Source organism: Pseudomonas fitomaticsae, from assembly GCF_021018765.1.
In the GTDB taxonomy this organism is placed as follows: Bacteria; Pseudomonadota; Gammaproteobacteria; order Pseudomonadales; family Pseudomonadaceae; genus Aquipseudomonas; species Aquipseudomonas fitomaticsae.
This window is the reverse complement of record NZ_CP075567.1, coordinates 4,858,094-4,881,769: the sequence shown is the minus strand read 5'-3', so window position 1 is coordinate 4,881,769 and position 23,676 is coordinate 4,858,094. Positions and strand designations below refer to the sequence as shown.

Below are 23,676 nucleotides of genomic sequence, written 5' to 3'. Positions count from 1 at the left end.
GAGTGCCGCTCGATGAAACAGAAAGTGATCGCCTTTTTTCCGGAAGCCACCTATGGCCCGGCACTTAACTCAGTCGGTATTGCCCAGGCGTGTGAGGCCCTCGGCCACAAGGCCGTATTTCTCACCGACCCTGGCATGACTGGTGTATACGCCGGTTACGGTTTCGAAGAACACGTGGTCAACATGTCGGCACCCATGCCGGCAGAAGAAATGGCTCGTTACTGGGTCGACTTCATCAATAGCCATATCCCGAATTTTCGAAAATCCCCGCTGGATCAAATCGACAACTACGTTAAGGAGTGCTGGGCTGCCATTGTCGACACCGCGAAATGGGCGCAAAAGGAATTGCCAGCAGTGCTGGAAAGGGTTCAACCCGATCTGATTTGCGTCGACAACGTGATCCTGTTTCCAGCGATCAAACAATATGGCAAACCGTGGGTGCGGATCATCTCGTGTTCGGAAAATGAAATCGAAGACCCGGATATTCCGCCGCATCTGTCAGGCATGAGCATTCACGACAAAGCCGGTCACGCGCGGTTTCGCCAGCGCTTTGAGGAAGTTATCCGGCCGATACACGAAGACTTCAACCAATTCCTGCAAACCCATGGCGAGCAGCCGTATCCGCTTGGCACGTTCTTCGAAGCTTCGCCTTACATGAACCTGTTGCTGTACCCGGACGCAGTCAAGTTCGAGCGTCGTCATCCATTGCCGGCCGAGCGCTTCCACTATTTGCAAGGGTGTGTGCGTCAGGATACGCCCTTCGAGATCCCCGAGTTTCGCGCCAACAATGACAAACCGTTGCTCTACGTCAGTTTCGGTAGCCTAGGATCGGGCGATGTCGATCTACTCCAGCGTCTGATCACCGCCGTTGGCAAGCTGCCTTACCGCGCACTGTTCAATGTGGGGGAGCATGTCGATGAATACCCGGACCTGCCGGACAACGTGCTGATCTCCAATTGGTTCCCACAGCCTTCGGTGATTGCCCAGGTCGATGCGGTGATCCACCACGGCGGCAACAACAGCTTTACCGAGTGCTTGTTTTTCGGCAAGCCGGCAATTGTCATGGCCTACGTCTGGGACGGTCACGACAACGCCATGCGCGCCGAAGAAAGCGGTCACGGGTTCAAGCTAGATCGCTACGAATGGAGCGAAGCACAGCTCGCGGAAAAGCTCGCGGCGTGTCTCAGCGACGAGGCAATGCGCCAACGTCTTCTGCGCACCAGCGCGCAGATGCAATCGCGCAAAGGTCCGGCGGACGCGGCCACTATTCTCGACAAGGTGCTAAACAATGCCTGAGCAAAGCACCACGGCGGGTATGACGCCGTACCTCTTAGCTGTCAGCAGCCGTACCGATTTGGTGGACTGGGGCGTGCAAAGCGACGCCGTCGAAGGTGCCTCGCACTCCAGCGGACGACTGTTGTTCAAAGGTCCGAATAACAGTCCAGAAACCGGCCTATGGGTCTGCACGCCCGGTCGCTGGCGGCTGTCTATCCCGCGTGACGAGCTGTGCCATTTCATCGCAGGCAATGCCACTTACCGCAACGACGATGGTGAAGTGATCGAAGTTCGCCCCAACACCCTGGTGTTGTTCCCGGCCGGCTGGACCGGCGAATGCCATGTTCGGGAAACCCTGCGCAACGTTTATATGCTGACCTGAACCTGACTTTTTTGGAGAGCAATAATGACTACCCCGTTTTTGTACGACCCGCTGAGCATTACTGACGTCAAGGATTGGGGCGTGATCCCGACCATGCTCGAAGGCGAATCCCGTGTCTCTGGCGCGGTGCTGCACAAAGGCCCCGAAGGCCAATCCGAGTGCGGTGTGTGGATCTGCACCCCGGGTAAATGGTTTTGCCACGTCACCAGCGATGAGTTTTGCCATTTCCTCGAAGGCCGCTGCACGTACGTCCACGAGTCCGGAGAAGTGATTGAGATCAAACCCGACACGGCGGCCTTTTTTCGCAAGGATTGGAAAGGCGAATGCACCGTCCATGAGACGGTGAAAAAGGTTTACATGATCCGGTGAGAGCCATGACTGAAACACGTGCGTTATCGCCAACTCGAGAGGATCAACGCACAGCCTTTCTGGCAGGTGCTGGTTTCGCCGGTGCGCAGCTGGTGGCGTTGCCGGTGGATGCCTCGACCCGACGCTATTTTCGCTTGAGCGGTGTGGGACTCTTGTTGATGGATTCGCCCCCGGACAGCGAACCGATCGGTCCGTTTGTACAGATTGCCCGTCACTTGTACGGGCTGGGGCTTTCCGCGCCAGCCGTTGTGCAGGTCGATGAAGGGGCGGGATTGGCACTGATCGAGGATTTCGGTCAGGACACCTATACCCGGTTACTCGCGGCCGGGCATCCCGAATCGCTGCTGTATCACTTGGCCGTCGATGCGTTGGTGGCGTTGCATCGCGCGCCGCCGTTGGCCGAAATGGCGCCATATGATTCCCGGCAACTGAGCGAAGAGTGCGCGCTGCTGATCGACTGGTACATCCCGCTGCTGATTGGCAAGGACGCGGCGCTCGATCTGCGTGATTCGTTTTTGACGCTGTTCGCCGAGGCTTGTGGTGACGTCGCGTTACGTCGCGAAGCTTTAGTTTTACGCGACTTTCACGTCGACAACCTGATGTTGCTCGACGGCCGCAAAGGCGTTGCCGCCTGTGGACTGCTGGATTTTCAGGACGCACTGACCGGTTCAGCGGCCTACGACTTGATGTCGCTGCTTGAAGACGCTCGCCGCGACGTGCCCGAAGCCTTGCGCATGGCGCTGTTGACGTACTACCTGACGCAACGTCCGGAGCTCAATGCTCCGCGTTTTCTGAAGGACTACCGACGGCTGGCCGCCCAGCGTCACGCCAAGGTGCTGGGCATTTTTGTACGCCTGGCGGGCCGCGATGGCAAACACGGTTACCTGGCGCATTTGCCGCGCACCCTGGGTTTGTTTGTTCGTGCGCTGGACGCTGAGGCCTATGCTCCGCTGCGCGATTGGTTCAACCGTCACGTACCGGGGTGGCGCGAGGATCTTCCTCCCGCGACCTTGGCGATGTTGTGCGAAACCCCCTATCGATTGGTTCAAGGATCATCCCATGGCCACGTTTAATACTGATACTGCCCTGCGTTTCATCAGTCCCGAGTACCTGCCCCTTACGAATGTCCGTGACCGCGAAGTGCTTGACCCGGCGACGTTACAATCTGTGGGGCTGGTCGGCCTGTGCGGCGAAGCCGACGTGCAAGCCGCCGTGGATGCCGCCACCACGGCGCAAAAACAGTGGCGACTGGTCGACGCGAAAAGCCGGGCGGTGCGCTTACATCAGTTGGCCAACGCAATCGAGCAGGACGTCGCCTGCAATCGCGAAGTCGCGCGGTTGATGACTCTGGAAATGGGCAAGCCGTTTCCTGAGGCCATGGGCGAATTGGCGAACTGCGCGCCGATCTTTCGCTATTACGCGGAAATGGCCCGGGACGACGCGGGCAAGGTCGCCGGTACTACGCAGATCGGCTCGTTCCAGCATGTACGTTATGAGCCGTATGGCGTCAGCGTGCACATCATGCCGTTCAATTTTCCGATCCTATTGATGTGCTGGACGGTCGCAGCATCGCTGGCGGCGGGTAACGCCTGTATCGTCAAACCGGCCGAAGCTACAACCCTTTGCACGCTCAAGTTCATGGAGCATTTCACCTCAATGTTACCGGGCCTGGTGTCTTGCGTGCCGGGCGACGCGGTGACTGCACAGCTGCTGGTGAAGTCGACCGGGACTCACGCCGTTGCATTTACCGGCAGCGTCGCGGCGGGTAAGGCGGTGGCGGTGGCGTGTGCAGGGCAGATGAAACCATGCGTCATCGAGGCCGGTGGCAGCGATCCGCTGATCATCTCCAGGCATGCACCGCTAGACGTCGCGGCTGCAGGCGCAGTGACTGCTGCCTTCCACCTGAGCGGGCAGATTTGCACCTCGGCAGAACGCTTTTACGTGGTCGATGAGATCCACGATGAGTTCGTCGAGAAGTTCGCCCAACGTACTCGCGCCTTGCGCATCGGTCATGGTCTGGAGCATACGGAAATCGGGCCGCTGGTCAGTGAGGTTGCACGCAACAAGGTCATGCGTCTGGTCGACGACGCCTTGGCCAAGGGCGCGACACTGGTGTGTGGCGGACGGGTTCCGCCGCAGCACAGTGTGGGCTGGTTCTATGAGCCAACCATCCTCACCGGTGTGACGGGTGACATGGCGATTCTTCAGGAAGAGTGTTTTGGCCCCGTCGCGGCGATCTGCCGTGTTAGCGATTTCGACGAAGCGGTACGATTGGCCAATGACTCGCCGTTCGGTCTTGGCGCGTCGCTGTTTTCCACCGACCTTGCCGAGGCGATGGAAGCTGCCGAGCGTCTCGAAGCCGGGATGGTCTGGGTCAACAACCCACTGATCGACAACGATGCGCTGCCGTTTGGTGGCTGGAAAATGTCGGGCCTGGGACGTGAACTCGGGCGGCAGGGCCTTGAAGCGTTCCGGCGTTCGAAAATGGTCATCATTGATCACCAGCCAAAGATTCAGAGCTGGTGGTATCCGTATGCTGACGACATGTTCTATCAAGAGCAGGCTTAAGTCCCTGCTGCACTCAGGAGGGTTGTGATGAACGACGACATTTCCTGGCCAACCCTTGCGGTGATTCTGGCAGCCGGGCTGGGCACTCGTATGCGTTCGCTGCTGCCGAAAGTCATGCACCTGGTGGGTAACCGGCCGTTGCTCGGTCATGTACTGGCCGCGGTCGAGGCCGCAGATATCGATCAATGTGCCGTGGTGTTGGGTGCAGGCAATCGTGCGGTTGCCGATTATTTGAAGCAGGTAGCGCCGTCTACGCGGGCGTTTATCCAACATGAACAGTTAGGCACGGCGCACGCCTTGTTCGCCGCTCGCGCCGCGTTGCAGTCCCATGAACAAGGTTGCGTGTTGGTGCTGTTTGGCGATTCACCGTTGATCAGTCCGCAAACGTTGTTGCAGCTACGTCAGGCACTGATCGACGGTGCGGCGGTTGCCGTTGCCGGGTTTCACACTGAAAGTCCCGGGCCTTATGGACGACTGCTGGTGGAAGAGGGGTGTTTGCTGGCGATCCGCGAAGCCAAGGACGCCAGCCCGCAAGAGTTGGAAGTCGGCTTCTGCAATGGCGGTGTCATGGGCTTGCGTGCCGACACCTGTCTCTGGTTGCTGGAACGCATCGGCAATCAAAATGCGCAAGGCGAGTACTACCTCACCGACGCCGTGGCCGTGGCCAACAGCGTCGGGCTGCAAGTGACGGCGGTGGAGGTGGCTGAGGACGATGTGCTCGGGGTTAATGATCGCGAGCAGTTGCATGCTGCAGAACAGCTTTTTCAGCAGCGTCGACGCCTGGCGTTCATGCAGTCGGGCGTCAGCCTGATGGCGGCAGATACGGTGTTCTTCAGTGCCGATACGCAACTGGCCAAGGACGTATGCATCGAACCTTGTGTGGTGTTTGGACCGGGAGTGAGCGTGGGTAGCGGGGTGCGGGTCGACGCGTTCAGGCGCCTGGAAAATATTCGGCTGGAGCAGCCGCAGAATGAAGGAGTGTGCTATGGGTGATTACCAACGGTTGTACATCGGCGGCGAGTGGATCGTGCCGGTACAGGGTGGAGTTTTCGAGACAATTGATCCGAGCGATGAATCCATTCTGGCGCAGGTCGCCGCCGCTACGTCGGAAGATATCGACCTGGCTGTTTGTGCCGCACGCAAGGCCTTCGACGAAGGTGATTGGCCGCGCTGGACAGGCGCGCAGCGAGCACAAGTCCTTCGGCGAATCGCTGACGGTATCCGGACGCGTCAGGATGCATTGGCCGCCATCGAAGTTCGCGACAATGGCAAGCCGCTTCCGGAAGCGCTGTGGGACATCGCTGACACGGCTGGATGCTTCGACTTCTATGCAGGGCTCGCTGAAAGTTCTGCCCTGCATCACGAACAGGCGATCAGCCTGTCTGATGGGCGCTTCAACTCGTCGGTTATCAAAGAGCCGGTGGGTGTGGTCGCGGCAATCATTCCGTGGAATTTTCCAATGCTGATGGCATCGTGGAAGGTCGCTCCGGCACTGGCGGCTGGTTGCACCGTTGTGCTAAAGCCCTCGGAGCTCACACCGCTGACAGCCCTTGAGCTAGCGCGCATTGCCGATCAGGCAGGCTTGCCTGCAGGGGTATTGAATGTTGTCACAGGACTGGGACGTGAGGCTGGCGCACCGCTGGCCGAACACCCGGACGTGGACAAGATCGCCTTCACTGGCAGCGTCCCGACCGGGCGCAAGATCATGCAAGCGGCAGCGGCCGAGATCAAAAATATTAGCCTGGAGCTGGGCGGTAAATCGCCCTTCGTAATCTTCGCTGACAGTGACCTCGACGCGGCCGTGGAATGGATTCTGTTCGGGATATTTTGGAACCAGGGCCAGGTCTGTTCGGCCACCTCGCGTGTATTGGTGGAGCGTGCGTTATACCCAGCGCTCCTGGAACGCTTGATAGCTGTGACTGAGGAAATCCAGATTGGCCAAGGTTTTACTGAAGGTGTGAAGCTCGGGCCGCTGGTCAGTCAAGGACAGCTGGATAAAGTACTCGAAGCTGTTGCGGCGGGTCAGCAAGAGGGCGCGCGATTGGTTTCGGGGGGCACGCGTCCGGCCCACCTGGAGAAGGGTTACTACTTCACCCCGGCCATTTTCGCCGATGTACCGGAACAGAGTTCGATTTGGCGCGAGGAGATTTTCGGCCCGGTGGTGTGCCTGCGTACGTTCGACACCGAGGCCGAGGCGATTCGTCTGGCGAATGACTCGCCGTTCGGCCTGGCAGCGGCAGTCATGTCGCGTGATATTCCACGCTGTGAACGGGTCGCTCGACGCTTTCGCGCAGGGATCGTCTGGGTCAACTGCTCGCAACCGACCTTTGTCGAGGCTCCCTGGGGCGGTTACAAGCAGAGCGGTATTGGGCGCGAGCTGGGTGAGTGGGGGTACAACAATTATCTTGAAACCAAGCAGATCACTCGATACGACGGCGGACGCTGGGGCTGGTATCTGGACTCTGCTGGTTAATGGATTCGGATGTAGCTCGTGGACCAGATGAAGGTATCGGGACCGAAACACGCTAGATGACCCTTACTGATGCCCCATCGTCGTAAGGTTCATCGCTTTTTAGCGAGTCGCTTCGTCTTTCTTCAGGATGAGTTCCTTGCCATAGGCTATGTTGACCCACCAACCAAATCCTGCGGCAGTGAAAAACATGATGAAGCTATAAATGGCGGCAGGAATGGCCATTGTCGAGTTGTTCAGCAGGCTCGGGCTAAGCGCCAGGGCAATGGCCAAGGTGCCGTTGTGAATACCGATTTCCATGCCTATGGCCACGGCTTGACGCTGGGGTACTTGGAGTAAGCGCGGAACCCAATAGCCGATGCCGAGACTGAGCAGGTTGAACACCAGGGCCGCCAACCCGACGACCGGAGCGTAATCCAGGAAGGTTTTCCAATCCTTGATAAGCACCAAGATAACAGTGCCGACGAGAAACAGTGCGGAGGCGATTTTCATCGGGCGCTCCATGCGTGCGGCGAAGCGCGGTGCCAGTTTGTTTATAAGCATGCCCAGAGCAACCGGCACCAGTACGATGGCAAAAACTTGCAGCACTTTGGCAAATTGCAGAGGAATGGCCTGGTCGGCCTCCATGAAATACAGCAGTGACATATTGACCAGAAACGGCATGGTGAGAATCGCTATCACCGAGTTGACTGCAGTGAGGGTGACGTTCAAGGCCACGTCACCGTGTGCAAGATGGCTGTAGAGGTTGGCGGAGGTTCCGCCGGGAGAGGCCGCCAGCAACATCAAGCCGACGGCAAGGGCAGGCGCCAGGTTGAAACCCTTGGCGATGAGAAAGCAAAGAAAAGGCAGCAGGAGCAACTGGCAGGACAAACCAATCAACACCGGTTTTGGGTACTTCACCACACGGGCGAAATCCGATGGGGTCAGCGACAGGCCTAAGCCCAGCATGATGATTCCAAGGGCTATAGGGAGAAACGCGGATAGCAAGGGGGTTGCGGTCATTATTGTTGTACTCGCAGGAAGGACACTCACTAAAAGTTTGCGTCAACAAGGCCGTGTTTAATTGTGATGGATAATGAGCTAGCGGTCAGATCAATGTGTGTCCTCAGGTCTGGTAAATGTGCGCGAAGGAGTTGGAAGCACGAGTGGGCAAACTCAGGCGTCGTAGCCCGGCATCTGTTGGTCCAGTTTGCGCAGCAGAGCCGGCCAGGCCAACGAGCCGCCCAGGCCGCCTGTGGAACGCATCGCGCCGTTGATCATCTGCTGGGCATTATCGAGAATGGGCTGGGGAATCCTGGTCAAAGTGGCGCTGGTGCTTTGGGCCATCAATTGGATTTCACAGGCACGCTGCAGGATAAACATCCTTAGGAAGGTGTCCGCGATGCTCGCGCCACATGTCAACAACCCATGGTTACGCAGGATCATGAAGTCGGTATTACCCAGATCAGCCTGCAGACGCGCTTTTTCGTCCTCACGCAGGGCAACGCCTTCATAGTCGTGGTAACTGAGACTGGCAAGAACGAACACCGATTGTTGCGACAGCGGCAGTAAGCCAGCTTCTTGTGTCGACAGAGCTACCCCAGCCGCGGTATGGGTATGCACCACACAAGTGACGTCGTGGCGAACCTCGTGGACAGCGCTGTGAATCGTGTAGCCCGCTGGGTTGATCTCAAACGGGCTGTCCATGAGCTTGGTGCCTTCCAGATCCACTTTCACCAGACTCGAGGCAGTAATTTCATGGAACATGAGACCGAAGGGGTTGATCAGAAAATCCTCCGAGCCCGGGACTTTGGCAGAGATATGAGTAAACACCAGGTCGTCCCAGCCATGCAGGGAAATCAGGCGGTAACAGGCGGCCAAATCGACACGGGTTTGCCATTCAACGGCGGATACTCTGTCTTTAATACTTGGCAATTGATTGATATTCACGGTATTGACCTTGATCTAGTTGGAATGCGTCCCGATTCTAGAGAGAAAAATAGAAACAGAATTCGCCTTAGCAGCCAGATTGATTGCCTTGCCGGTTATATTGCGAGCGCTATGAGCGGTGTTGTCTTGGGTGTAGGTGCTGATGTAGAACGTCTGCACCTGAATTGAGCTGGAGTCAGCAGATGAGTGAGCGCACCACGTCTTCCAGTTGGGCCAGTACCATTGTTCAGTCTATGGAAATGGGCGGTGTCAATTGCGTTGAGCTTTTCAGGCGCCTGGGCATGTCGTACCTGGCTCTGAGTGACCCCGATGCGCGCTTCGCACAGGATGATATGACGCGCCTATGGCAGCTGGCGGTCGAAACGTCCGGTAATCCCGCTATCGGCTTGAACATGGCTAAAGTGGTTCGTCCTTCCTCTTTGCATGTCGTTGGTTATGCTCTGATGTCCAGCTGCAATTTACAGGAGGGCATTTCCAGTCTTGTGCGCTATCAGCGCATTATCGGGGAGGGCGCTGATTTCAGCTTTCATCCCAAGCTTGATGGCTATGAATTAACACTGGCCATTCACGGTGATCGTCTGCCGTCGGCTAAAGAAAGTGCAGAAGGGGCCCTGGCGTATTTTCTTGCGTTCTGCAACTGGCTGGCCTGCCGTCCACTGAAGCCACGGCTGATCAGTTTTCGGGGGGGACCACCGCGATCTTTGGAGCCCTACCGCGAGACGTTCAACGGGCCGCTTCAATTCAATGCCGAGCACTACGCGGTGTTGTTCGACCGTATCGACATGGATACTCCATTGCCGATGGCCAATGATGCGCTGGCACACCTGCACGAGCGCTTTGCCAGTGACTATATGGCGCGTTTTTCGGAAGGTCAGGTCACCCACCAGGTACGTCAGATTCTTTGTCGTTCGCTGCCCCAGGGCGAACCCAAGCGCGAGGAGGTTGCTCAAGCCCTGTTGCTCTCCGAACGCACCCTTCAACGCCGGCTGAAAGAGGAAGGCACCAGCTTTCATCGAGTGCTGGATGACACCCGGCGCGAGCTGGCCAGCCAATACCTGATCCAACCCAACATCCCCTTGCAAGAGATTTCCTATCTTCTTGGCTTTTCGGCCCCCAGCAACTTCTTCCGTGCGTTCCGTCGTTGGTTCGGTACCACGCCTAATGAGTATCGGGCAGGTCAGTAGGGAGCAGGTCGAAAAAAACAAAAGAACTCAGGACGAAACGGCCGATTTTTCCATCCTGTAAAGCGATTGTTTCGGCCGGGCAAAAACTCGACGGAGCATGGGTTCGAAAAACTCCAGTGGAAGTGTTTCGCCCTCGGGATCGAAAGCGGCGGCGTCGTAGCGTGCGCAGAATTCGATGGTTTTTTGGTACTGCGGCTGATCCTTGAATTGTTCGCGCAGAAATCGATCCATGCCCAAGTGGTGGAAGAAGTAATACCCCTGGAAAATCCCGTGCTTTTCGATCATCCAGTGATTCTGCTCACTGACGAAGGGCTTGAGGATGGCTGCCGCGATATCGGCATGATTATAAGTGCCTAAGGTATCGCCGATGTCGTGAAGTAGCGCGCAAACCACAAACTCTTCGTCCTCACCGGCACGGTAGGCGAGGGTGGCGGTTTGCAGCGAATGGGTCAGGCGATCTACCGGAAAGCCACCGAAATCACCATCCAGCAGTTTGAGGTGGGTCAGGATGCGATCAGGCAGTTCTGCTGCAAAGCCCGGGAAGTGTTTGGCGATGATAGCCCAATCTTCGGCAGTGCCGTCATCCATGCGGGTGAAACTGGCTTGATGACTCATCATGTCTCCTAATTACGGGAGTGAATGCGACTTCTTTGGCCTGAAGGCGCTGAGTCGCTGTCGATGAGTGTGTGTGGGAATGCTGGTGCGCTCAATGGCAGGCGCCGCCAGCTTGGTATCCTTGCTGACCTGGTGGCTCGGTAGCTAAGGCCATTGTCAGGCCATGCGACAAGACTCAGTCAGTCTTCCATGGGTAACTGAAACCTGGCTCGATAAGCGCCTGGCGTGAATCCAACGCGCTCACGAAACAGGCGTGAAAACGAGCTGATATCACTGTAGCCAACATAGTGAGCGATTTGCTCGGTGCTCAGATCGCCGGCCTCCAGTAAGGCTCGCGCCGTATCGATGCGCAGGTTCTGTAGATAGGTGAGCGGTGACTGCTCAAGCACTTTATTGAAGCGGCGTATCAATGTGCGTTCGCTAACGGCCAACTGCTGCGCCAGATCTGTCATGCGCACCTGGTCGACCAAGTGCTCCTGAAGCCACTTTTGCGCGCGTTGAATCAAGGGATCATTGTGGGTCTTGTCGGCGATAAGGGGCTGAAAAGGTGTCTGCGTCGTTTGGGTCAGATCGATCAGCATGCTGCGGGCGCACTGCCTAGCTATGCTCTCTCCAGCGAATTTGTTAAGCACGTGAACCGCTTGCAACAAAAAAGTGGCATGTGCGCCACCGCAGACTAGGCGTTCAGACTCCGTCACCGCCGGGCGCATTTGCAGATCAACCTTCGGGAACCGACTGCGGAAATGCCCCTCCAGCCACCAAGTGGTCGTCGCAACTTGGTTATCGAGCAAACCCGTCTCGGCAAGCAGGAAGGTACCCGTGCAATTGGCGCAGAGCCATGCGCCATTTCGCCATTGCCTAACCAGCCAGTCACGCACATCTATCTGTTTTTCCAAGAAGCTTCGGAAATTCTGCCAGCCGCGATAATGCAGGCTGGGAATAAAGACCAAATCATAATTCTGGTCCTTCGGCAGCGCCCGCATGCCAAGCTCAAGGCCATTGCTTGTACGTACGGGCCGGCCGTTCTGCGATATGAAGTGCCATTCAAAAAGAACCGCTGACGGCATCTCCTGTTTTGACATGTGCGCGTTAGCGACCTGAAGCATGTCAGCAAAACCTCCGACTACGGAGGCGTAGGAATCGTCAAACCCCAGAATTGCAACGGTCGTCATGGCGGAACCTTTTGGCAGGAATGGCGATATTCGCATATTTACAGTCGTTTTTGCCTATTACGCCATCCCATCGGATTGCCTACCGTTCATCACGTTGTTTCCCAAGGTGCAGAAGAGATAACCATGACCCATCTTTCCAATGCTCCGGCCAATGCGGCTGTTGCGCGTCATCAGGATCGCCTGTACCACGATCTGAATACTCCGCAGGAAATCCTGGCTATCCGCCAGGAAATTCGTCGCTTCGCTGATGAACATGTCGCCCCGGTGGCTTACGCCATTGGTCACACCGAGGAATCCGTTGCAGCGTTCCCGCGTGACTTGTTCGCCAAAATGGCCAAGGCCGGTTTATTCGGTATTCCCTTTGCCGCCGATGTGGGCGGGCGAGGGCTCAAATATCCCACCGCAGCGACTGCCGTAATGATCGAGGAGTTGGCCTACCATTCGAACTCGGTGGCCGCCATCGTGGACGTGCACTGCATTCTTGCGGGTAATGCGCTGAACCACGGGGCGGACTCGATCAAGCAACGCTATCTCCAGCCTCTGGTCAGCGGCGACAAGATCGGGAGTTTCGCGACTACCGAGCCCGATGCCAGTACCGACTTGAGCGTTGAGGCTATGGGCACCCATGCCACGCGCACCGAAGATGGCTACATCGTCAACGGTTGCAAGCGCTTCATTTCCAACGCCCCAGTTGCCGACTTTGTTGTGCTGCTCTGTGTCGATGGCGCGCGCATGACCGAGTTGGTGGTCGAGTTGAATTGGCCAGGTGTTCGTGTTGGCGAACCCGACAAGAAAATGGGCAACCATGGTCAACTGACGGCGGATATCTACTTCGACAACGTCAAAGTGCCCATGACGAACGTCGTTGGCCAGCCGGGTGAAGGTCTCAAGATAGCCTTGCAAACGCTGACATTCGGACGCATTGGAATTGCAGCCAGCGGGACCGGCATGGCTCAGGCATTGTTTGATCACAGTATCGCGCGGCTCACGACGCGCCGGGCGTTCGGCAAAGTCATCGCGCAGTTCCAACATTGGCAGTTCAAGATGGCCGAACGCGCCACTGAAATCGAGAACGCCCGCAACCTGTATCTCAAGGCGGCGTTGCGCATGGACGAAGGGCTCGCTTTTCCGGAGCCCGAGGCCGCGATGGCCAAATGGTACGGCACCAACCTTGCCGGTGAATTTGCCCGCGACGCGGTACAGATCTTTGGTGGCTACGGCTTTATGCGCGAGCTCGCGGCGGATGGTTCGCACTACCGTGTCGAAGAGATCTATCGCGATTGTAAAATCGCCGAAATCTATGAGGGTACCAATGAGATTCAGAAGCTAGTCATCGCACGCGCCATCTTCGGTAAAGACATCACCGGCTGATGGGCTGGCCAACCCGAGCCCAATGGAGCGCTGTCCAATGCACATTCTCATTATCCACGCGCACAACGAGCCGCAATCGTTCAATGCGGCCATGAAAGATCTGGCGGTCGAAGAACTGCGGGGACAAGGGCACTTTGTCGAAGTGTCTGACCTGTATGCCATGAGTTGGAATCCGATCGCCAGCGCGGCTGACTTTGGCAGCCGCGTCAATTCCGAGTACCTGACGTATGCCTTGGAACAGCGTCACAATTGCTCGCAACACACGCTGGCGCCGGACATCCAGGTGGAGTTGGACAAGTTGCTGGAGGCCGATCTGGTGATTTTCAACTTCCCAATATATTGGTTCTCGATGCCAGCGATCATGAAAGGCTGGATAGACCGAGTATTGGTATCTGGCGTCTGCTATGGCGGAAAGCGCTTTTACGATCAGGGTGGCCTGGTTGGCAAGAAGGCCATGCTCGCCATCACTGTCGGCGGTCAACCGTACATGTTGGTGAGCGGCGGCGTGCACGGTGAACTCAACGATATGCTCCGTCCCATCCTGCGTGGAACGCTGGCCTATACCGGTATGGCGGTGCTTCCGACCTTTGTTGCCTATCATGTTCCGTACATTTCCCAGGAAGCACGTGTCACTCAGTTAGAGATGTATCGACAGCACCTGCGTTCGCTGGACACGCTGCAGGCGCTTTCATTCGTCTCACTCAATGAGTTCGATGAGAAATTGCGCCCGATTTCCGCTCCGGATTCCTAGCAGACGCCACGTTTGCCTTCCTCCTTAGTGACTTTTTATCGGCTCGTGTCGGTTCGGTTGAGGTGAGAAGGCAACTGCCCCAAGTTGAACTTCTGCTCAAAAAAACATATGTGACTGACTCCATTGTGCTTTTTAAGCAAAAATTGTCATTTTCAAACCTACCAATTGCACTTTATCTGCTCTTAAAGTGCGCAGTTTTCTCACTATCGGTATACCTATGAATCTCTGGTTTCGTCTTCTGCTTCTGCTGTTTCGTAGACCCTGGCGTAAACCGGTCGACGGGCTGGCAACGACTGTCATCCGCATGCGAGTTTGGCCGCTTGATCTCGACTTCAACCGACACGTCACTAATGGTCGGTATTTCACCTTGGCTGATGTAGGACGCATGGACTACGTCCTGCGTAGCGGCGCATTTCGGGTCGCGCTGCGTAACAGGGCATTTCCTATCGTTGGAGACACGTGGGGTAAGTTTCGTAGAGAACTCAAGCTGTTTGAAGCTTTCGAGATTCACACCAGAATGCTCGGCTGGGACGAAAAATGGAGCTTCGTCGAGCATCGCTTTGTCAGCAAAAAGCGAGTGGTTGGCGTGGTCGTGATGCGAGGTCTGTTCCGCTCTGCGGAAGGCACGATTCCACCTGATGACTTCGTCCGAGAGATGGGTTTAGCCGAGCACTCACCAGCAATGCCCAAATGGCTGACAGATTGGTCGAAAAGTTGCGAAGACATGAGTCGACAGCTTCGAAGTGAAGAAGGCCTATCTGACTCGATTCGTAGCTAGCATGGTGGGGCGTCTCCAGTATGGGGGCGAGTGTTCGAACCACTCCTCTCCGACTCTATTTTTTTCAACAGAATCAGCTTATTTCTGTCGATCGATCTGAGTCCTCGCTCGGCGGACGTGAAGCTTTCCCGTGATGGGGCAAAAATCACCACCCGGGCAGCCACCTTGTCGCGGCGTAACCGCGTCACGCAAACGTGACCTGAGCCTGGAGTGCGAACGCGCATCACGGTTCGAGGTGCGGCCTCATCAGGTCCTCGAACCACTCGATGAATGCCCCGAGCCGACGCGTTCTTTGGCGCCGGTGCGGATATAGCAAGGAAACCGGCATGGCTGCTGCACGAAACGCGGGCATGACCTCGATCAGTTCCCCGCTGTCCAACAGGTGCTTTACGTCGAAGCGGGGTATCTGAATCAGGCCGAGCCCGGCACGGCAACAGGCAATGTAGCTCTCGGCATTGTTGACGACGACCCGGCTAGGTACGTTACTGGTCTGCTCCTGCCCATCGGCAGGAGGGTGTTCCCAGGGTAACTCCCGCCCCGTGGTGGGAGAGGCGTAGCCAACCGCCCAGTGCCCGGAGGCAAGGTCCCTCGGCTGCTCCGGCACGCCGTGTTCATGCAGGTAGGCTTTGCTGGCGCAGTTGATCAAGGCGATAGCCCCTAGCGGCCGCACCGCCAGGCTGCTGTCCTGCAGGGTCCCCACACGTACCGCGCAGTCGACGCCTTCCTGCACCAGGTCGATGGCGCGATCGGCAGAGCCGAGTGCCAACTGCAGTCGAGGATAGCGGCGCAGCAGACCCGGCAACGCCGGCGCGATTAGGCGTCGCGCAATGCGACTGGGCGCATCGATCCTGAGCTGGCCAGCCACTTGCCGCTGGCTGCTTTGGAACAATTGCTCGACATCCTCGGCGTCCGCCAGCAATGGACGCAAGCGCTCGAGCAATTGTGTGCCATCAGCTGTCAGATGGACCTGGCGCGTCGTGCGGTTCAGCAGGCGGGCGCCGATCTTTTCCTCCAGTTGCTGGATCGCGGCGGAAACGCTGGCGCGAGGCAATTCCAGCGCATGGGCGGCTTTGATGAAACTGCCCATTTCGGCTACCCGCACGAAGACGCGGTATTGATCGAGTTTGTCCATGTCTGCATTCAACCTTGGGAGCGGTGCCAATCCCGGACGCGGAATCGGCATCCGTGGGACGGTAGGATGATCACCCCGCGAACCCTCCCTGATCCAGAAAGATTTGCTCCGCCCTCGTGGTCTGGCGCAACAGTAGCGGATTGCGGTGCGGAAAACGGCCGAAACGGCGGATGATGTCGCGATGGCCCTCGGCATGGGAGCGGGCGGTCGGCCCCAGCCGGGTGTTGAGTGCCACGGACACGTCCTGATCGGCGATGTCTTCCGAATGCGCGAAGGGCAGGCAGAAGAACAAACGCAGTTCCGGATCAACCGCGTCCATGTACCGTTGCGAATGCGCGATGCGTGCGAAGTGCCGCGCCAGTGGGTCGGTCGCGTACATGTGGCCAGTGCCGCGGAAAGCATTTCGCGGGAATTGGTCGAGCAGGATCATCAGCGCCAGCGCAGCTTCCGGTTCACCGATCCAGTGGTCGACCTCGCGTCGGGCCGCCGCCAGGTGCAGGTCCAGAAAGCGTTCGCGAAAGTGCTGATCCAAGGCCGGGTCCTTGTCAAACCATCGCTCTGCGCCGACTTCCCGCCAGAATTGGACCACGTCGGTCGTGCGTTCGCCGGTATTCAGCGGCATCGCCGGGTGTCGAGAAGGGATTATCGCCATCGCATCAGCCCTTCGGTTGCGCATTGCCCTGAATCAGGGTTTTGCCGGCATAGATGCCGCCCGACACCTCCATGGCCAGGCGCTCGGCGTCCGTGCGGCGCACCTGGGCCGCGAGTGCTTCGGACGTCTCGGGCGTCGCGCCGAGCGCCATCGAGGCTTCGCGGCCAAAAGCCATGGCCGATTCGAAGGTGACGCGGACCTGGTAGTCCACATCGGCCTTGATCAGTTCGATGGCGTGTTCGCGGTCGTGAGCGCGGGCAAGCACCCGGGCATGGGGGAACGCCACCTTGGCCTGTTCGACGATCCGCGTGGCGGCCCGCGCATCGTCCACGCACACCAGGATGGCGCGGGCATGGTGCGCGCCGGCGGCATGCAATACATCGGCGCGCGTGCCGTCGCCGTAGTACACCTTGAAGCCGAAGTCACTGGCGTCCCGCGCCACTTGGGGGTCATGGTCGATGATGGAAATGTCGGCCCCCAGCGCCAATACATGCTGGCTCGCGATCTGGCCGAAGCGACCGAAACCGACGATGAGCACGCTGCCGGCCAGTGCGTCGGGCGCCTGCGCCCCCTCCATGGAAACTCCTGTCCTCGGCCCCCATCGCCGGTGTGCGATCACCGCCATCGGGGTCAGCGCCATGGACAGCACGATAATGGCCGTCATGTTGGCGTTGACTGTCGGATCGATCACGCGGTTGGCCAGCGCGGCAGCGAAGAGCACAAAGGCGAACTCGCCGCCCTGGGCCATCAGCACGGCGCGATCCAGGGCGTCGGCGTGCGAACTTTTCGCCAACCGTGCCACGCCGTAGATGCACGTGCTCTTGATCACCATCATCGCGAGCACGCCAGCCACGATGATGGGCCAGTTACGCCCCACCGCAGCCAGGTCCAGTGACATGCCCACGCCAAGGAAGAACAGGCCCAGCAGCAAGCCGCGGAAGGGTTCGATGTCGGCCTCGAGTTGATGGCGAAACGTCGATTCGGACAGCAGCACGCCAGCCAGAAAGGCCCCCATGGCCATGGACAGACCACCCAGTTGCATGAGCAGTGCCGCGCCCAGTACCACGAGCAGGGCGGCGGCGGTCATCACCTCGCGGGCTTTGGCGTTGGCCAGGATGCGAAATAACGGGTTGAGCAGCCAGATGCCTGCCCCAACCAGTGCCGCCAGCGCGCCGGCCGCGACGGCGATGCCAATCCAGCGTGATCCGGCCGCCGGCGCGGATGGATCAATGGGGGCGATGAACGCCACCAGCGCCAATAGCGGCACGATCAACAGGTCCTCGAACAGCAGGATGGCCACTATCTTCTGGCCACGCGGGGCCGCGATGTCGCCGCGTTCGCCCAGCAGTTGCATGACGATCGCGGTGGAGGTGAGCACAAAGCCCATGCCGCTGACGAAGGACACCGCCAGCGAGAAACCGAAAGCCACGCCCACTCCGGTCAGCAGCAGGCCGCAGACCAGGATCTGCAAACTACCCAGGCCGAAGATGTCGCGCCGCATGCTCCACAGATGGGAGGGCCGCATCTCTAGGCCGATGACGAAAAGGAACATCACGACCCCGAGTTCGGCGGTGTGCAGGATGGTCTGCGGGTCGCTGAAAAGCCCCAGCCCGAACGGGCCGATCGCCAGCCCCGCTGCCAGATAGCCCAGCACCGAACCCAGGCCCAGACGCTTGAACAGCGGCACGGCCAGCACCGCCGCACCCAGCAAGGTTAAGACCTTGGTCAGGTCACCCGCACTGCCTTCGATCGACATGTCTCGGTCCTCAAAGTCAGGTGCGTGCGAACTGCCAGGCCGCAATAGCGGCCGCGATGGCAGGCAGCGCAAAGACCAGCAGCAGGATTGGAAACTCCTCGCGCGCGCTGTAGCCTGCATGGCTGACGCCCACCCACATGTTCACACCCGCCACCAGCAGCCACACCGGCACGAATACCTTTGCCGCCAGCGCCATGCCTAAGGCGCTCGCGCCCCAGAGCCAGCCGAACAGGACGAAGACGCCCAAAAGAACCAACCCACCGCCTATTACCATCAGCACATGCATTTCCATTTTCCTCGTCCGTTGATGGGCTTCAATCCGGGCGCCTTCTCCCTCAACCCGTCAATCGACCGGCGAAATAATTCCGCCATTGATGAAGCTGGTGGTGCCCGTCATCCAGCGAGCTTCCGGTGAGACGAGGAATAGGCCGAGTGCCTTACTTGGTGGTGTAGCCGCCATTGATGAGAATCGTCTGGCCGGTGATCCACCAACCGTCGCTCACCAGGTGGCGAATGAAGGGCACCACATCCTCAATGTCGGTCAGGCCGGTTTTGCTGGACGACGAGAGCGCGGCAGCCGTCTTGTGGTACGCCACGGCATCGGCGCCTTCGGCCGGGTAGAAGAACGGCGTGTCCATCGGGCCGGGGCCGACCGCAGTCACTGAGATGCCCCGCGCACCCAACTCCTTGGACGCTGCGCGAGTGTAATGTTCGACCGGTGCCTTAGTGCCTGCATAGGCGGCGTAGAACGGTGTGAATGCGCCCAGCAGCGAGGTGACCACGGTGCAGATCTTGCCGTTGTCGTTCAGGTTCTTGCCGGCTTCCTTGAGGAAGAAGAAGGCGGTCTTGGAATTGACCGCCGTCATCTCGTCGTATTCGGCCTCAGTTATCTCGGCCATGGGTTTCTTGAGCACCTTGCCGACGGTGTTGATAGCGATGTCTGGCTTGCCTACAGCGCTGATGGCGTCGGCAAACAGCTTCTCGACGGCACCCGCTGTGGTGAGATCCGCCTGCAACGCCACTGCTTGCGCGCCGCTGGCCTGAATGGCCGCGACGGTCGCATCGGCATCGGTTTTGGAGGAAGTGCTGTTGTAATGGATGGCGATGGCCTTGGCGCCCTGCGCGGCCAGGTCGCGAGCGATCAGACCGCCGAGGTTTTTGGCTCCGCCGGCGATCAGTACTACCTTGCCCTTGATGGAATGGTCTGCCATGGGAAATCTCCTGCACGGGTGGAAGGAGTTTCAGCATAGGCCCCCATATGCGTTGGATAAATCAGGCTTGGCTGGATGGATTATCCATAGAATCAGTCCAATCCAACGCTCTTCCAAACACAACCTAGGCCTCCGTCGACGGCTGTACCGGCAAGTATCTTGACCCACCGCAATGTTTTAATGAGGGTTTCTGTAGGCTGGTTCGCTGCTAAAGCGCAGCCTCGAGTTTACGACCCAATACACGATTGTACTCGGCTTTGGCGGTCTGCTCGGTAAACTCTCCCGACCATTTCGAGACCACTACCGTCGCCACGCTATTGCCGATGGTGTTGCAGGTGGCGATGGCCATGGACATAAAGCGATACACCCCGAACAGCAATGCCAGGCCTTCCACTGGCAGCACACCAATGGCCGTCACCGTGGCAGCAAACACCACGAAGCTGCCACCGGACACCGCCGCCGCACCTTTTGAAGTCACCAGCATGATGGCAATGGTTCCCAGTTGTTGCTCCCAGCTCATCGGTACGCCATAGGCATTGGCGATGAACAGCACGCAAAGCGACATGTAGATGGACGTGCCATCAAGGTTGAAGGCATAACCGGTGGGCAAGATCAGACCGACGCTTTGCTTCGAGCAACCGAATTTTTCCAGCTTTTGAAGCAGGCGCGGCAGGGCGCTTTCCGAAGACGCCGTGCCCAGTACGATGAAAATCTCATCCTTGATGTACCTGAGAAATCGCCACAGGCTGAAGCCTGAGATGCGGCAGACCGCACCCAGCACCACGAAGATGAAAAACGCGACGCAGACGTAGAACATCAGCACCAAGTTTGCCAGCGACATCAGCACGGCGCTGCCATTGCTGCCGACGGCGTACGCCACTGAGCCGAAGGCGCCCAGCGGTGCGAACTTCATAATCAGGTTGATGAACTCGAAGAAGCATTCGGAGACCCGGCTCAAACCGTCCTCGATCACGCTGCGGCGTTCAGGCTTGAGGGCCAGCAGGGCAAAACCGAACAGTACCGAGATTACCAGCACTTGCAGCAACTGCCCGCCGGCGAAGGCACCGACGAAGTTGTCCGGGAAAATCCCGTAGATGAAATCCATCGTCGAGGCCGGGGCGTGACCCTTCGCGACGGCTGCACTGGCAGCGGCAGCCGTGGCGCTGCTTGGATGGGCGTCGTGCATGCCCGAGCCGATGTTCAGCAGATTGCCCCACAGCAGGCCGATGGCTAGGGCAAGGGTGGACACGATTTCAAAGTAAATCAGCGCACGCAAGCCCACCTTGCCGACGCGCTTGATGTCGCCGGCCGAGGCGATGCCATGGACGACGGTGAAAAACACCAGGGGGGCAACGGCGGTCTTGATCAGCTTGAGGAAGATGTCGCCAAGGATTTTGAATTTTGTAGCCAGTTCCGGGGCTAGGAACCCGAAGGCGATACCGAGCACCATGGCGGCGATGACTTGAAAAGTGAGGTCTTTGTAGAGCGGCTTTTTGTTGACAATGGTCATGTCTGCGATCTCGTTGTTCTTATTGGCGAGTAAAATGCAGAAGGGGCTCGACCAGCGACGAGCCCCGTGAAGTCAGCGCTTGACGGAACCCTCGCGAGCCAGCGCGATATCCACCATCCGGGGGGCAAGACCCAGATAGTTGGACGGGTCGGTCAGGCGCTTGAGTTCCTCGACATCCAGTTGCGCCGTCGCTTCGCCTTGAGCGAGCAACGCATCGAGCAGGCTGGTGCCTTCATCGTTCGCCATGCGGCAGGCGGCATACACCACGTCATGCGCCACCTGGCGACCCAGTGCCGGCGCCAGGCCCATCATCACGGCTTCGGCGACGATCAGGCCCCGGGTCATGTCGAGGTTCTTGCGCATGCGTTCGGGGCGAACTTCCAGGCCGGCGAGCATGAATGTCGCCTGGCCGAGAGAGGCGGCACTCAAGGCGAACGCTTCAGGAATGGCAATCCATTCAGCCTGCCAAGGGCCGGTGGAGCGTTCGAAGTCCTGGATCATGGCATCAAGCATCAGGCCCGCGTGCTGACGCACACCTTTGGCAGCGGCGTACATCAATTCGCAGGAAATCGGGTTGCGCTTCTGCGGCATGGTGCTGCTGGCGCCCCGTCCCTTGACGAACGGTTCGTACACTTCACCGAGCTCGCTGGTCATCATCATCATGACGTCCAGGGCGATCTTGCCAAGCGAGCCTGTGACCAGCCCGAGGAAATTCAGGGTCTCGGCCAGGCCATCTCGGGCTACATGCCAGGTGGCTTGTGGCACGCCCAGGCCGAGTTCGGCCATCAGTGCTTCCTGGACTTCAAGGCCCTTGTCACCCAATGACGCCAGCGTGCCCGCCGCGCCAGCGAACTGGCCGATTTCTACCCGTGGGCGCAGTTCCACCAAACGCTCGGCGTGACGGTCGAACATGCTCAGCCACACCGCACATTTGTAGCCAAAAGTAATGGGCAAGGCATGTTGCAGGTGGGTACGCCCTGCCATCGGCGTGTCCCGATACCGCTGGGCGAGATCGGCCAGCAAGCCACGTACCGCCTGGATGTCGCGTTCGACCAACGCCAGCGCTGCGCGTACCTGCAGAACAACGGCGGTGTCCATGATGTCCTGGGTGGTGGCCCCCCAGTGGACATAACGACCGGCTTCGCCACAGGTTTTCGACAGTTGTTCAACCAGGGGCAGGATCGGGTAACCGACAATTTCGGTTTCGCGCTGTATCAGCGTCAGGTCGAGGGAATCATAGGTCGCAAGTTCGGCGATCTGTTCGGCGGCCTGGCTCGGGATGACCCCGCAGCGTGCCTCGGCACGGGCCAGTGCCACTTCCACTTCGATGTAGCGTTCGATCAGGGCTTTGTCGGAAAACACACCGCGCATCTCGGCGGTGCCGAACATGTCGCGAAAGAGGGCGGAGTCGAAGACAGTGCTGGACATGGGGTAATCCTGATATGTTTGTTATTTATCGGACATATTAATTATGTCCGTACATAATTCTTACGTCCTCACTGATACACTGTCAACTCGGTGAACGCTTGAGACTGATGAAAGGTATGAACCAGACGCGCTATGCGGTCGTTGCAAAAGACCTGATGGAAGGAATCTCCAGCGGGAAATTTCCGGTAGGGAGCCTGCTGCCCACAGAGTTCGAATTATGCGAGCTGTATGACGTGAGCCGGCATACGGTGCGTGCCGCCATCACCCAATTGCAGAACCAGGGGCTGGTCTCGCGGCGCAAACGGGTGGGCACCCGAGTCGAGTCCGCCACCCCCAAGGGCGGCTATTCGCAGTCGCTGGCGTCGGTTTCAGACCTGGTTCATCTGGCCGAAACCCAAGTGCGCAGTATTCAGAGCGTGCAGCACTTCGTGGCCGACATTGCGCTGGCCAAGCGATTGGGGCTGGAGCCCGGCGAACATTACTTTTGCGTATCCAGCATTCGAGTCGACCAGGAAAACCTACGGGCACCGTTATGCTGGACCGACGTGTATGCCCAGGACATTTATTCAGAAGTCATTGAACTGGCCGAACAGCATCCTGACGAGCTGATTGCCGCATTGATCGAGCAGCATTTCGGTCGACACATCGACGTGGTTGACCAGCAGGTCCGTGCGGTATTGCTGTCGCCCGAGATTTCGAAAAGCCTCAATGCTGAGGCGGGCTCCCCGGGGCTGAACATTCTTCGTCAGTACCGTGACGAGGAGGGAGCCGTGATGGTGGTGTCGGAAACCACCCATCCTCAGGACAGATTCACCCTGGTGACACAGATGCGCAGGGAAAAGAATTTGGTCTCGCGGAAATAGAAATGGGTGACTGCTTTTGGCTTCGGATTCAAACGGTCGAAGTAGCATGGAGAGAGGTCTAGATACGTTGAGCTTGGCGCATAGCGATTAAGGATTTATTGGAGTCCAGCTAGAAGACGTTGCATCGAGTGTTGAGGTATGCAGCCAATCGTCAATGACGGAAGTTTTATCGATTGGCTATAGATAGAATCCAACAGCGTAGATTGGATCATTCGTAGCTGGCTATTGATACGGGCAGAAAACAAGTCCAGAATTGAGTC

General features: G+C 58.2%; 23 protein-coding genes. 12 read left to right on the top strand and 11 right to left on the bottom strand.

Features of this window, described 5'->3' with window-relative positions:
- Positions 1-12: 12 nt before the first annotated feature.
- The 7 genes from KJY40_RS22035 to KJY40_RS22005 are packed head-to-tail and all read left to right on the top strand — an operon-like array spanning position 13 to position 7,067.
- Complete coding sequence (locus KJY40_RS22035) at positions 13-1,296, top strand: glycosyltransferase (protein ID WP_230732853.1); 1,284 nt, start codon at positions 13-15, stop codon at positions 1,294-1,296.
- Positions 1,289-1,657: a cupin domain-containing protein gene (locus KJY40_RS22030; protein WP_220556736.1), complete on the top strand. Its 369-nt coding sequence runs from the start codon at positions 1,289-1,291 to the stop codon at positions 1,655-1,657. Before KJY40_RS22035 ends, KJY40_RS22030 begins: the two co-directional genes overlap by 8 nt.
- Positions 1,658-1,681: 24 nt before the next feature.
- Positions 1,682-2,026, top strand: coding sequence for a cupin domain-containing protein (locus KJY40_RS22025; RefSeq protein WP_230732852.1), 345 nt, complete (start codon positions 1,682-1,684; stop codon positions 2,024-2,026).
- A gap of 5 nt (positions 2,027-2,031) precedes the next feature.
- A complete protein-coding gene (locus KJY40_RS22020) occupies positions 2,032-3,099 on the top strand; it encodes an aminoglycoside phosphotransferase family protein (protein WP_220556734.1) in 1,068 nt (355 codons plus the stop codon).
- Entirely contained in the window at positions 3,086-4,594 is a 1,509-nt protein-coding gene (locus KJY40_RS22015) for an aldehyde dehydrogenase family protein (protein ID WP_220556733.1), read from the top strand. Before KJY40_RS22020 ends, KJY40_RS22015 begins: the two co-directional genes overlap by 14 nt.
- Before the next feature lie 27 nt (positions 4,595-4,621).
- The gene (locus KJY40_RS22010) at positions 4,622-5,587 is read left to right on the top strand and encodes an NTP transferase domain-containing protein (protein WP_220556732.1); all 966 of its coding nucleotides are present in this window, start codon (positions 4,622-4,624) and stop codon (positions 5,585-5,587) included.
- Positions 5,580-7,067, top strand: a complete 1,488-nt coding sequence (locus tag KJY40_RS22005) for an aldehyde dehydrogenase family protein (RefSeq protein WP_230732850.1) — start codon at positions 5,580-5,582, stop codon at positions 7,065-7,067. The genes KJY40_RS22010 and KJY40_RS22005 overlap by 8 nt, the downstream gene beginning before the upstream one ends.
- Positions 7,068-7,166: 99 nt before the next feature.
- Here the strand turns inward: KJY40_RS22005 and KJY40_RS22000 are convergent, their stop codons facing one another.
- Together KJY40_RS22000 and KJY40_RS21995 are read right to left on the bottom strand one after the other, a co-directional pair.
- Positions 7,167-8,066, bottom strand: a complete 900-nt coding sequence (locus tag KJY40_RS22000; RefSeq protein WP_220556730.1) for a bile acid:sodium symporter family protein — start codon at positions 8,064-8,066, stop codon at positions 7,167-7,169.
- A gap of 153 nt (positions 8,067-8,219) precedes the next feature.
- Positions 8,220-8,993, bottom strand: a complete 774-nt coding sequence (locus tag KJY40_RS21995) for a class II aldolase/adducin family protein (protein WP_230732848.1) — start codon at positions 8,991-8,993, stop codon at positions 8,220-8,222.
- Positions 8,994-9,175: 182 nt separating this feature from the next.
- Between KJY40_RS21995 and KJY40_RS21990 the strand changes: the two genes are divergently transcribed.
- On the top strand, positions 9,176-10,177 hold the full coding sequence (locus KJY40_RS21990) for an AraC family transcriptional regulator (RefSeq protein WP_230732845.1): 1,002 nt from the start codon (positions 9,176-9,178) through the stop codon (positions 10,175-10,177).
- 27 nt (positions 10,178-10,204) lie between these two features.
- Here KJY40_RS21990 and KJY40_RS21985 read toward each other — a convergent pair whose 3' ends face one another.
- Positions 10,205-10,792, bottom strand: a complete 588-nt coding sequence (locus KJY40_RS21985; protein WP_230732842.1) for an HD domain-containing protein — start codon at positions 10,790-10,792, stop codon at positions 10,205-10,207.
- Between the two features lie 179 nt (positions 10,793-10,971).
- Positions 10,972-11,964: a GlxA family transcriptional regulator gene (locus KJY40_RS21980; protein WP_230732839.1), complete on the bottom strand. Its 993-nt coding sequence runs from the start codon at positions 11,962-11,964 to the stop codon at positions 10,972-10,974.
- 123 nt (positions 11,965-12,087) lie between these two features.
- On the opposite strand from KJY40_RS21980, the gene KJY40_RS21975 reads away from it, so the two are divergent.
- The 3 genes from KJY40_RS21975 to KJY40_RS21965 all read left to right on the top strand — a co-directional run bounded on the left by KJY40_RS21975 (position 12,088) and on the right by KJY40_RS21965 (position 14,864).
- Positions 12,088-13,335, top strand: a complete 1,248-nt coding sequence (locus KJY40_RS21975) for an acyl-CoA dehydrogenase family protein (RefSeq protein WP_230732836.1) — start codon at positions 12,088-12,090, stop codon at positions 13,333-13,335.
- Positions 13,336-13,372: 37 nt separating this feature from the next.
- Positions 13,373-14,086 (top strand): NAD(P)H-dependent oxidoreductase, encoded by a 714-nt coding sequence (locus tag KJY40_RS21970; protein ID WP_230732834.1) that lies wholly within the window; start codon positions 13,373-13,375, stop codon positions 14,084-14,086.
- A gap of 217 nt (positions 14,087-14,303) precedes the next feature.
- Positions 14,304-14,864, top strand: coding sequence for an acyl-CoA thioesterase (locus KJY40_RS21965; protein WP_220556724.1), 561 nt, complete (start codon positions 14,304-14,306; stop codon positions 14,862-14,864).
- Positions 14,865-15,087: 223 nt separating this feature from the next.
- Here KJY40_RS21965 and KJY40_RS21960 read toward each other — a convergent pair whose 3' ends face one another.
- The 7 genes from KJY40_RS21960 to KJY40_RS21930 form a co-directional block, all read right to left on the bottom strand.
- Positions 15,088-15,996 carry a LysR family transcriptional regulator gene (locus KJY40_RS21960; RefSeq protein WP_220556723.1) on the bottom strand — a complete coding sequence of 303 codons (909 nt, stop codon included), beginning with the start codon at positions 15,994-15,996 and terminating at the stop codon, positions 15,088-15,090.
- Between the two features lie 70 nt (positions 15,997-16,066).
- Complete coding sequence (locus tag KJY40_RS21955; protein ID WP_230732831.1) at positions 16,067-16,618, bottom strand: DUF924 family protein; 552 nt, start codon at positions 16,616-16,618, stop codon at positions 16,067-16,069.
- 34 nt (positions 16,619-16,652) lie between these two features.
- Positions 16,653-18,404 (bottom strand): monovalent cation:proton antiporter-2 (CPA2) family protein, encoded by a 1,752-nt coding sequence (locus KJY40_RS21950; protein WP_220556721.1) that lies wholly within the window; start codon positions 18,402-18,404, stop codon positions 16,653-16,655.
- Between the two features lie 16 nt (positions 18,405-18,420).
- Positions 18,421-18,690: a hypothetical protein gene (locus KJY40_RS21945; protein WP_220556720.1), complete on the bottom strand. Its 270-nt coding sequence runs from the start codon at positions 18,688-18,690 to the stop codon at positions 18,421-18,423.
- 151 nt (positions 18,691-18,841) lie between these two features.
- Positions 18,842-19,615 carry an SDR family oxidoreductase gene (locus KJY40_RS21940; RefSeq protein ID WP_220556719.1) on the bottom strand — a complete coding sequence of 258 codons (774 nt, stop codon included), beginning with the start codon at positions 19,613-19,615 and terminating at the stop codon, positions 18,842-18,844.
- A 208-nt stretch (positions 19,616-19,823) separates the two neighbouring features.
- A complete protein-coding gene (locus tag KJY40_RS21935; protein WP_220556718.1) occupies positions 19,824-21,125 on the bottom strand; it encodes a cation:dicarboxylate symporter family transporter in 1,302 nt (433 codons plus the stop codon).
- 72 nt (positions 21,126-21,197) lie between these two features.
- Positions 21,198-22,553, bottom strand: coding sequence for a class-II fumarase/aspartase family protein (locus KJY40_RS21930; RefSeq protein ID WP_220556717.1), 1,356 nt, complete (start codon positions 22,551-22,553; stop codon positions 21,198-21,200).
- Between the two features lie 116 nt (positions 22,554-22,669).
- Here KJY40_RS21930 and KJY40_RS21925 point away from each other — a divergent pair, with 116 nt between their 5' ends.
- Positions 22,670-23,416, top strand: a complete 747-nt coding sequence (locus KJY40_RS21925) for a GntR family transcriptional regulator (protein ID WP_220556716.1) — start codon at positions 22,670-22,672, stop codon at positions 23,414-23,416.
- The last annotated feature ends 260 nt before the right edge of the window (positions 23,417-23,676 follow it).

Bases quoted from the DNA above. Each gene is read 5' to 3' on its own strand.
- KJY40_RS22035 (WP_230732853.1), top strand. From the start codon at position 13: ATGAAACAGAAAGTGATCGCCTTTTTTCCGGAAGCCACCTATGGCCCG.
- KJY40_RS22030 (WP_220556736.1), top strand. From the start codon at position 1,289: ATGCCTGAGCAAAGCACCACGGCGGGTATGACGCCGTACCTCTTAGCT.
- KJY40_RS22025 (WP_230732852.1), top strand. From the start codon at position 1,682: ATGACTACCCCGTTTTTGTACGACCCGCTGAGCATTACTGACGTCAAG.
- KJY40_RS22020 (WP_220556734.1), top strand. From the start codon at position 2,032: ATGACTGAAACACGTGCGTTATCGCCAACTCGAGAGGATCAACGCACA.
- KJY40_RS22015 (WP_220556733.1), top strand. From the start codon at position 3,086: ATGGCCACGTTTAATACTGATACTGCCCTGCGTTTCATCAGTCCCGAG.
- KJY40_RS22010 (WP_220556732.1), top strand. From the start codon at position 4,622: ATGAACGACGACATTTCCTGGCCAACCCTTGCGGTGATTCTGGCAGCC.
- KJY40_RS22005 (WP_230732850.1), top strand. From the start codon at position 5,580: ATGGGTGATTACCAACGGTTGTACATCGGCGGCGAGTGGATCGTGCCG.
- KJY40_RS22000 (WP_220556730.1), bottom strand. From the start codon at position 8,066: ATGACCGCAACCCCCTTGCTATCCGCGTTTCTCCCTATAGCCCTTGGA.
- KJY40_RS21990 (WP_230732845.1), top strand. From the start codon at position 9,176: ATGAGTGAGCGCACCACGTCTTCCAGTTGGGCCAGTACCATTGTTCAG.
- KJY40_RS21985 (WP_230732842.1), bottom strand. From the start codon at position 10,792: ATGAGTCATCAAGCCAGTTTCACCCGCATGGATGACGGCACTGCCGAA.
- KJY40_RS21980 (WP_230732839.1), bottom strand. From the start codon at position 11,964: ATGACGACCGTTGCAATTCTGGGGTTTGACGATTCCTACGCCTCCGTA.
- KJY40_RS21975 (WP_230732836.1), top strand. From the start codon at position 12,088: ATGACCCATCTTTCCAATGCTCCGGCCAATGCGGCTGTTGCGCGTCAT.
- KJY40_RS21970 (WP_230732834.1), top strand. From the start codon at position 13,373: ATGCACATTCTCATTATCCACGCGCACAACGAGCCGCAATCGTTCAAT.
- KJY40_RS21965 (WP_220556724.1), top strand. From the start codon at position 14,304: ATGAATCTCTGGTTTCGTCTTCTGCTTCTGCTGTTTCGTAGACCCTGG.
- KJY40_RS21960 (WP_220556723.1), bottom strand. From the start codon at position 15,996: ATGGACAAACTCGATCAATACCGCGTCTTCGTGCGGGTAGCCGAAATG.
- KJY40_RS21955 (WP_230732831.1), bottom strand. From the start codon at position 16,618: ATGCCGCTGAATACCGGCGAACGCACGACCGACGTGGTCCAATTCTGG.
- KJY40_RS21950 (WP_220556721.1), bottom strand. From the start codon at position 18,404: ATGTCGATCGAAGGCAGTGCGGGTGACCTGACCAAGGTCTTAACCTTG.
- KJY40_RS21945 (WP_220556720.1), bottom strand. From the start codon at position 18,690: ATGCATGTGCTGATGGTAATAGGCGGTGGGTTGGTTCTTTTGGGCGTC.
- KJY40_RS21940 (WP_220556719.1), bottom strand. From the start codon at position 19,615: ATGGCAGACCATTCCATCAAGGGCAAGGTAGTACTGATCGCCGGCGGA.
- KJY40_RS21935 (WP_220556718.1), bottom strand. From the start codon at position 21,125: ATGACCATTGTCAACAAAAAGCCGCTCTACAAAGACCTCACTTTTCAA.
- KJY40_RS21930 (WP_220556717.1), bottom strand. From the start codon at position 22,553: ATGTCCAGCACTGTCTTCGACTCCGCCCTCTTTCGCGACATGTTCGGC.
- KJY40_RS21925 (WP_220556716.1), top strand. From the start codon at position 22,670: ATGAACCAGACGCGCTATGCGGTCGTTGCAAAAGACCTGATGGAAGGA.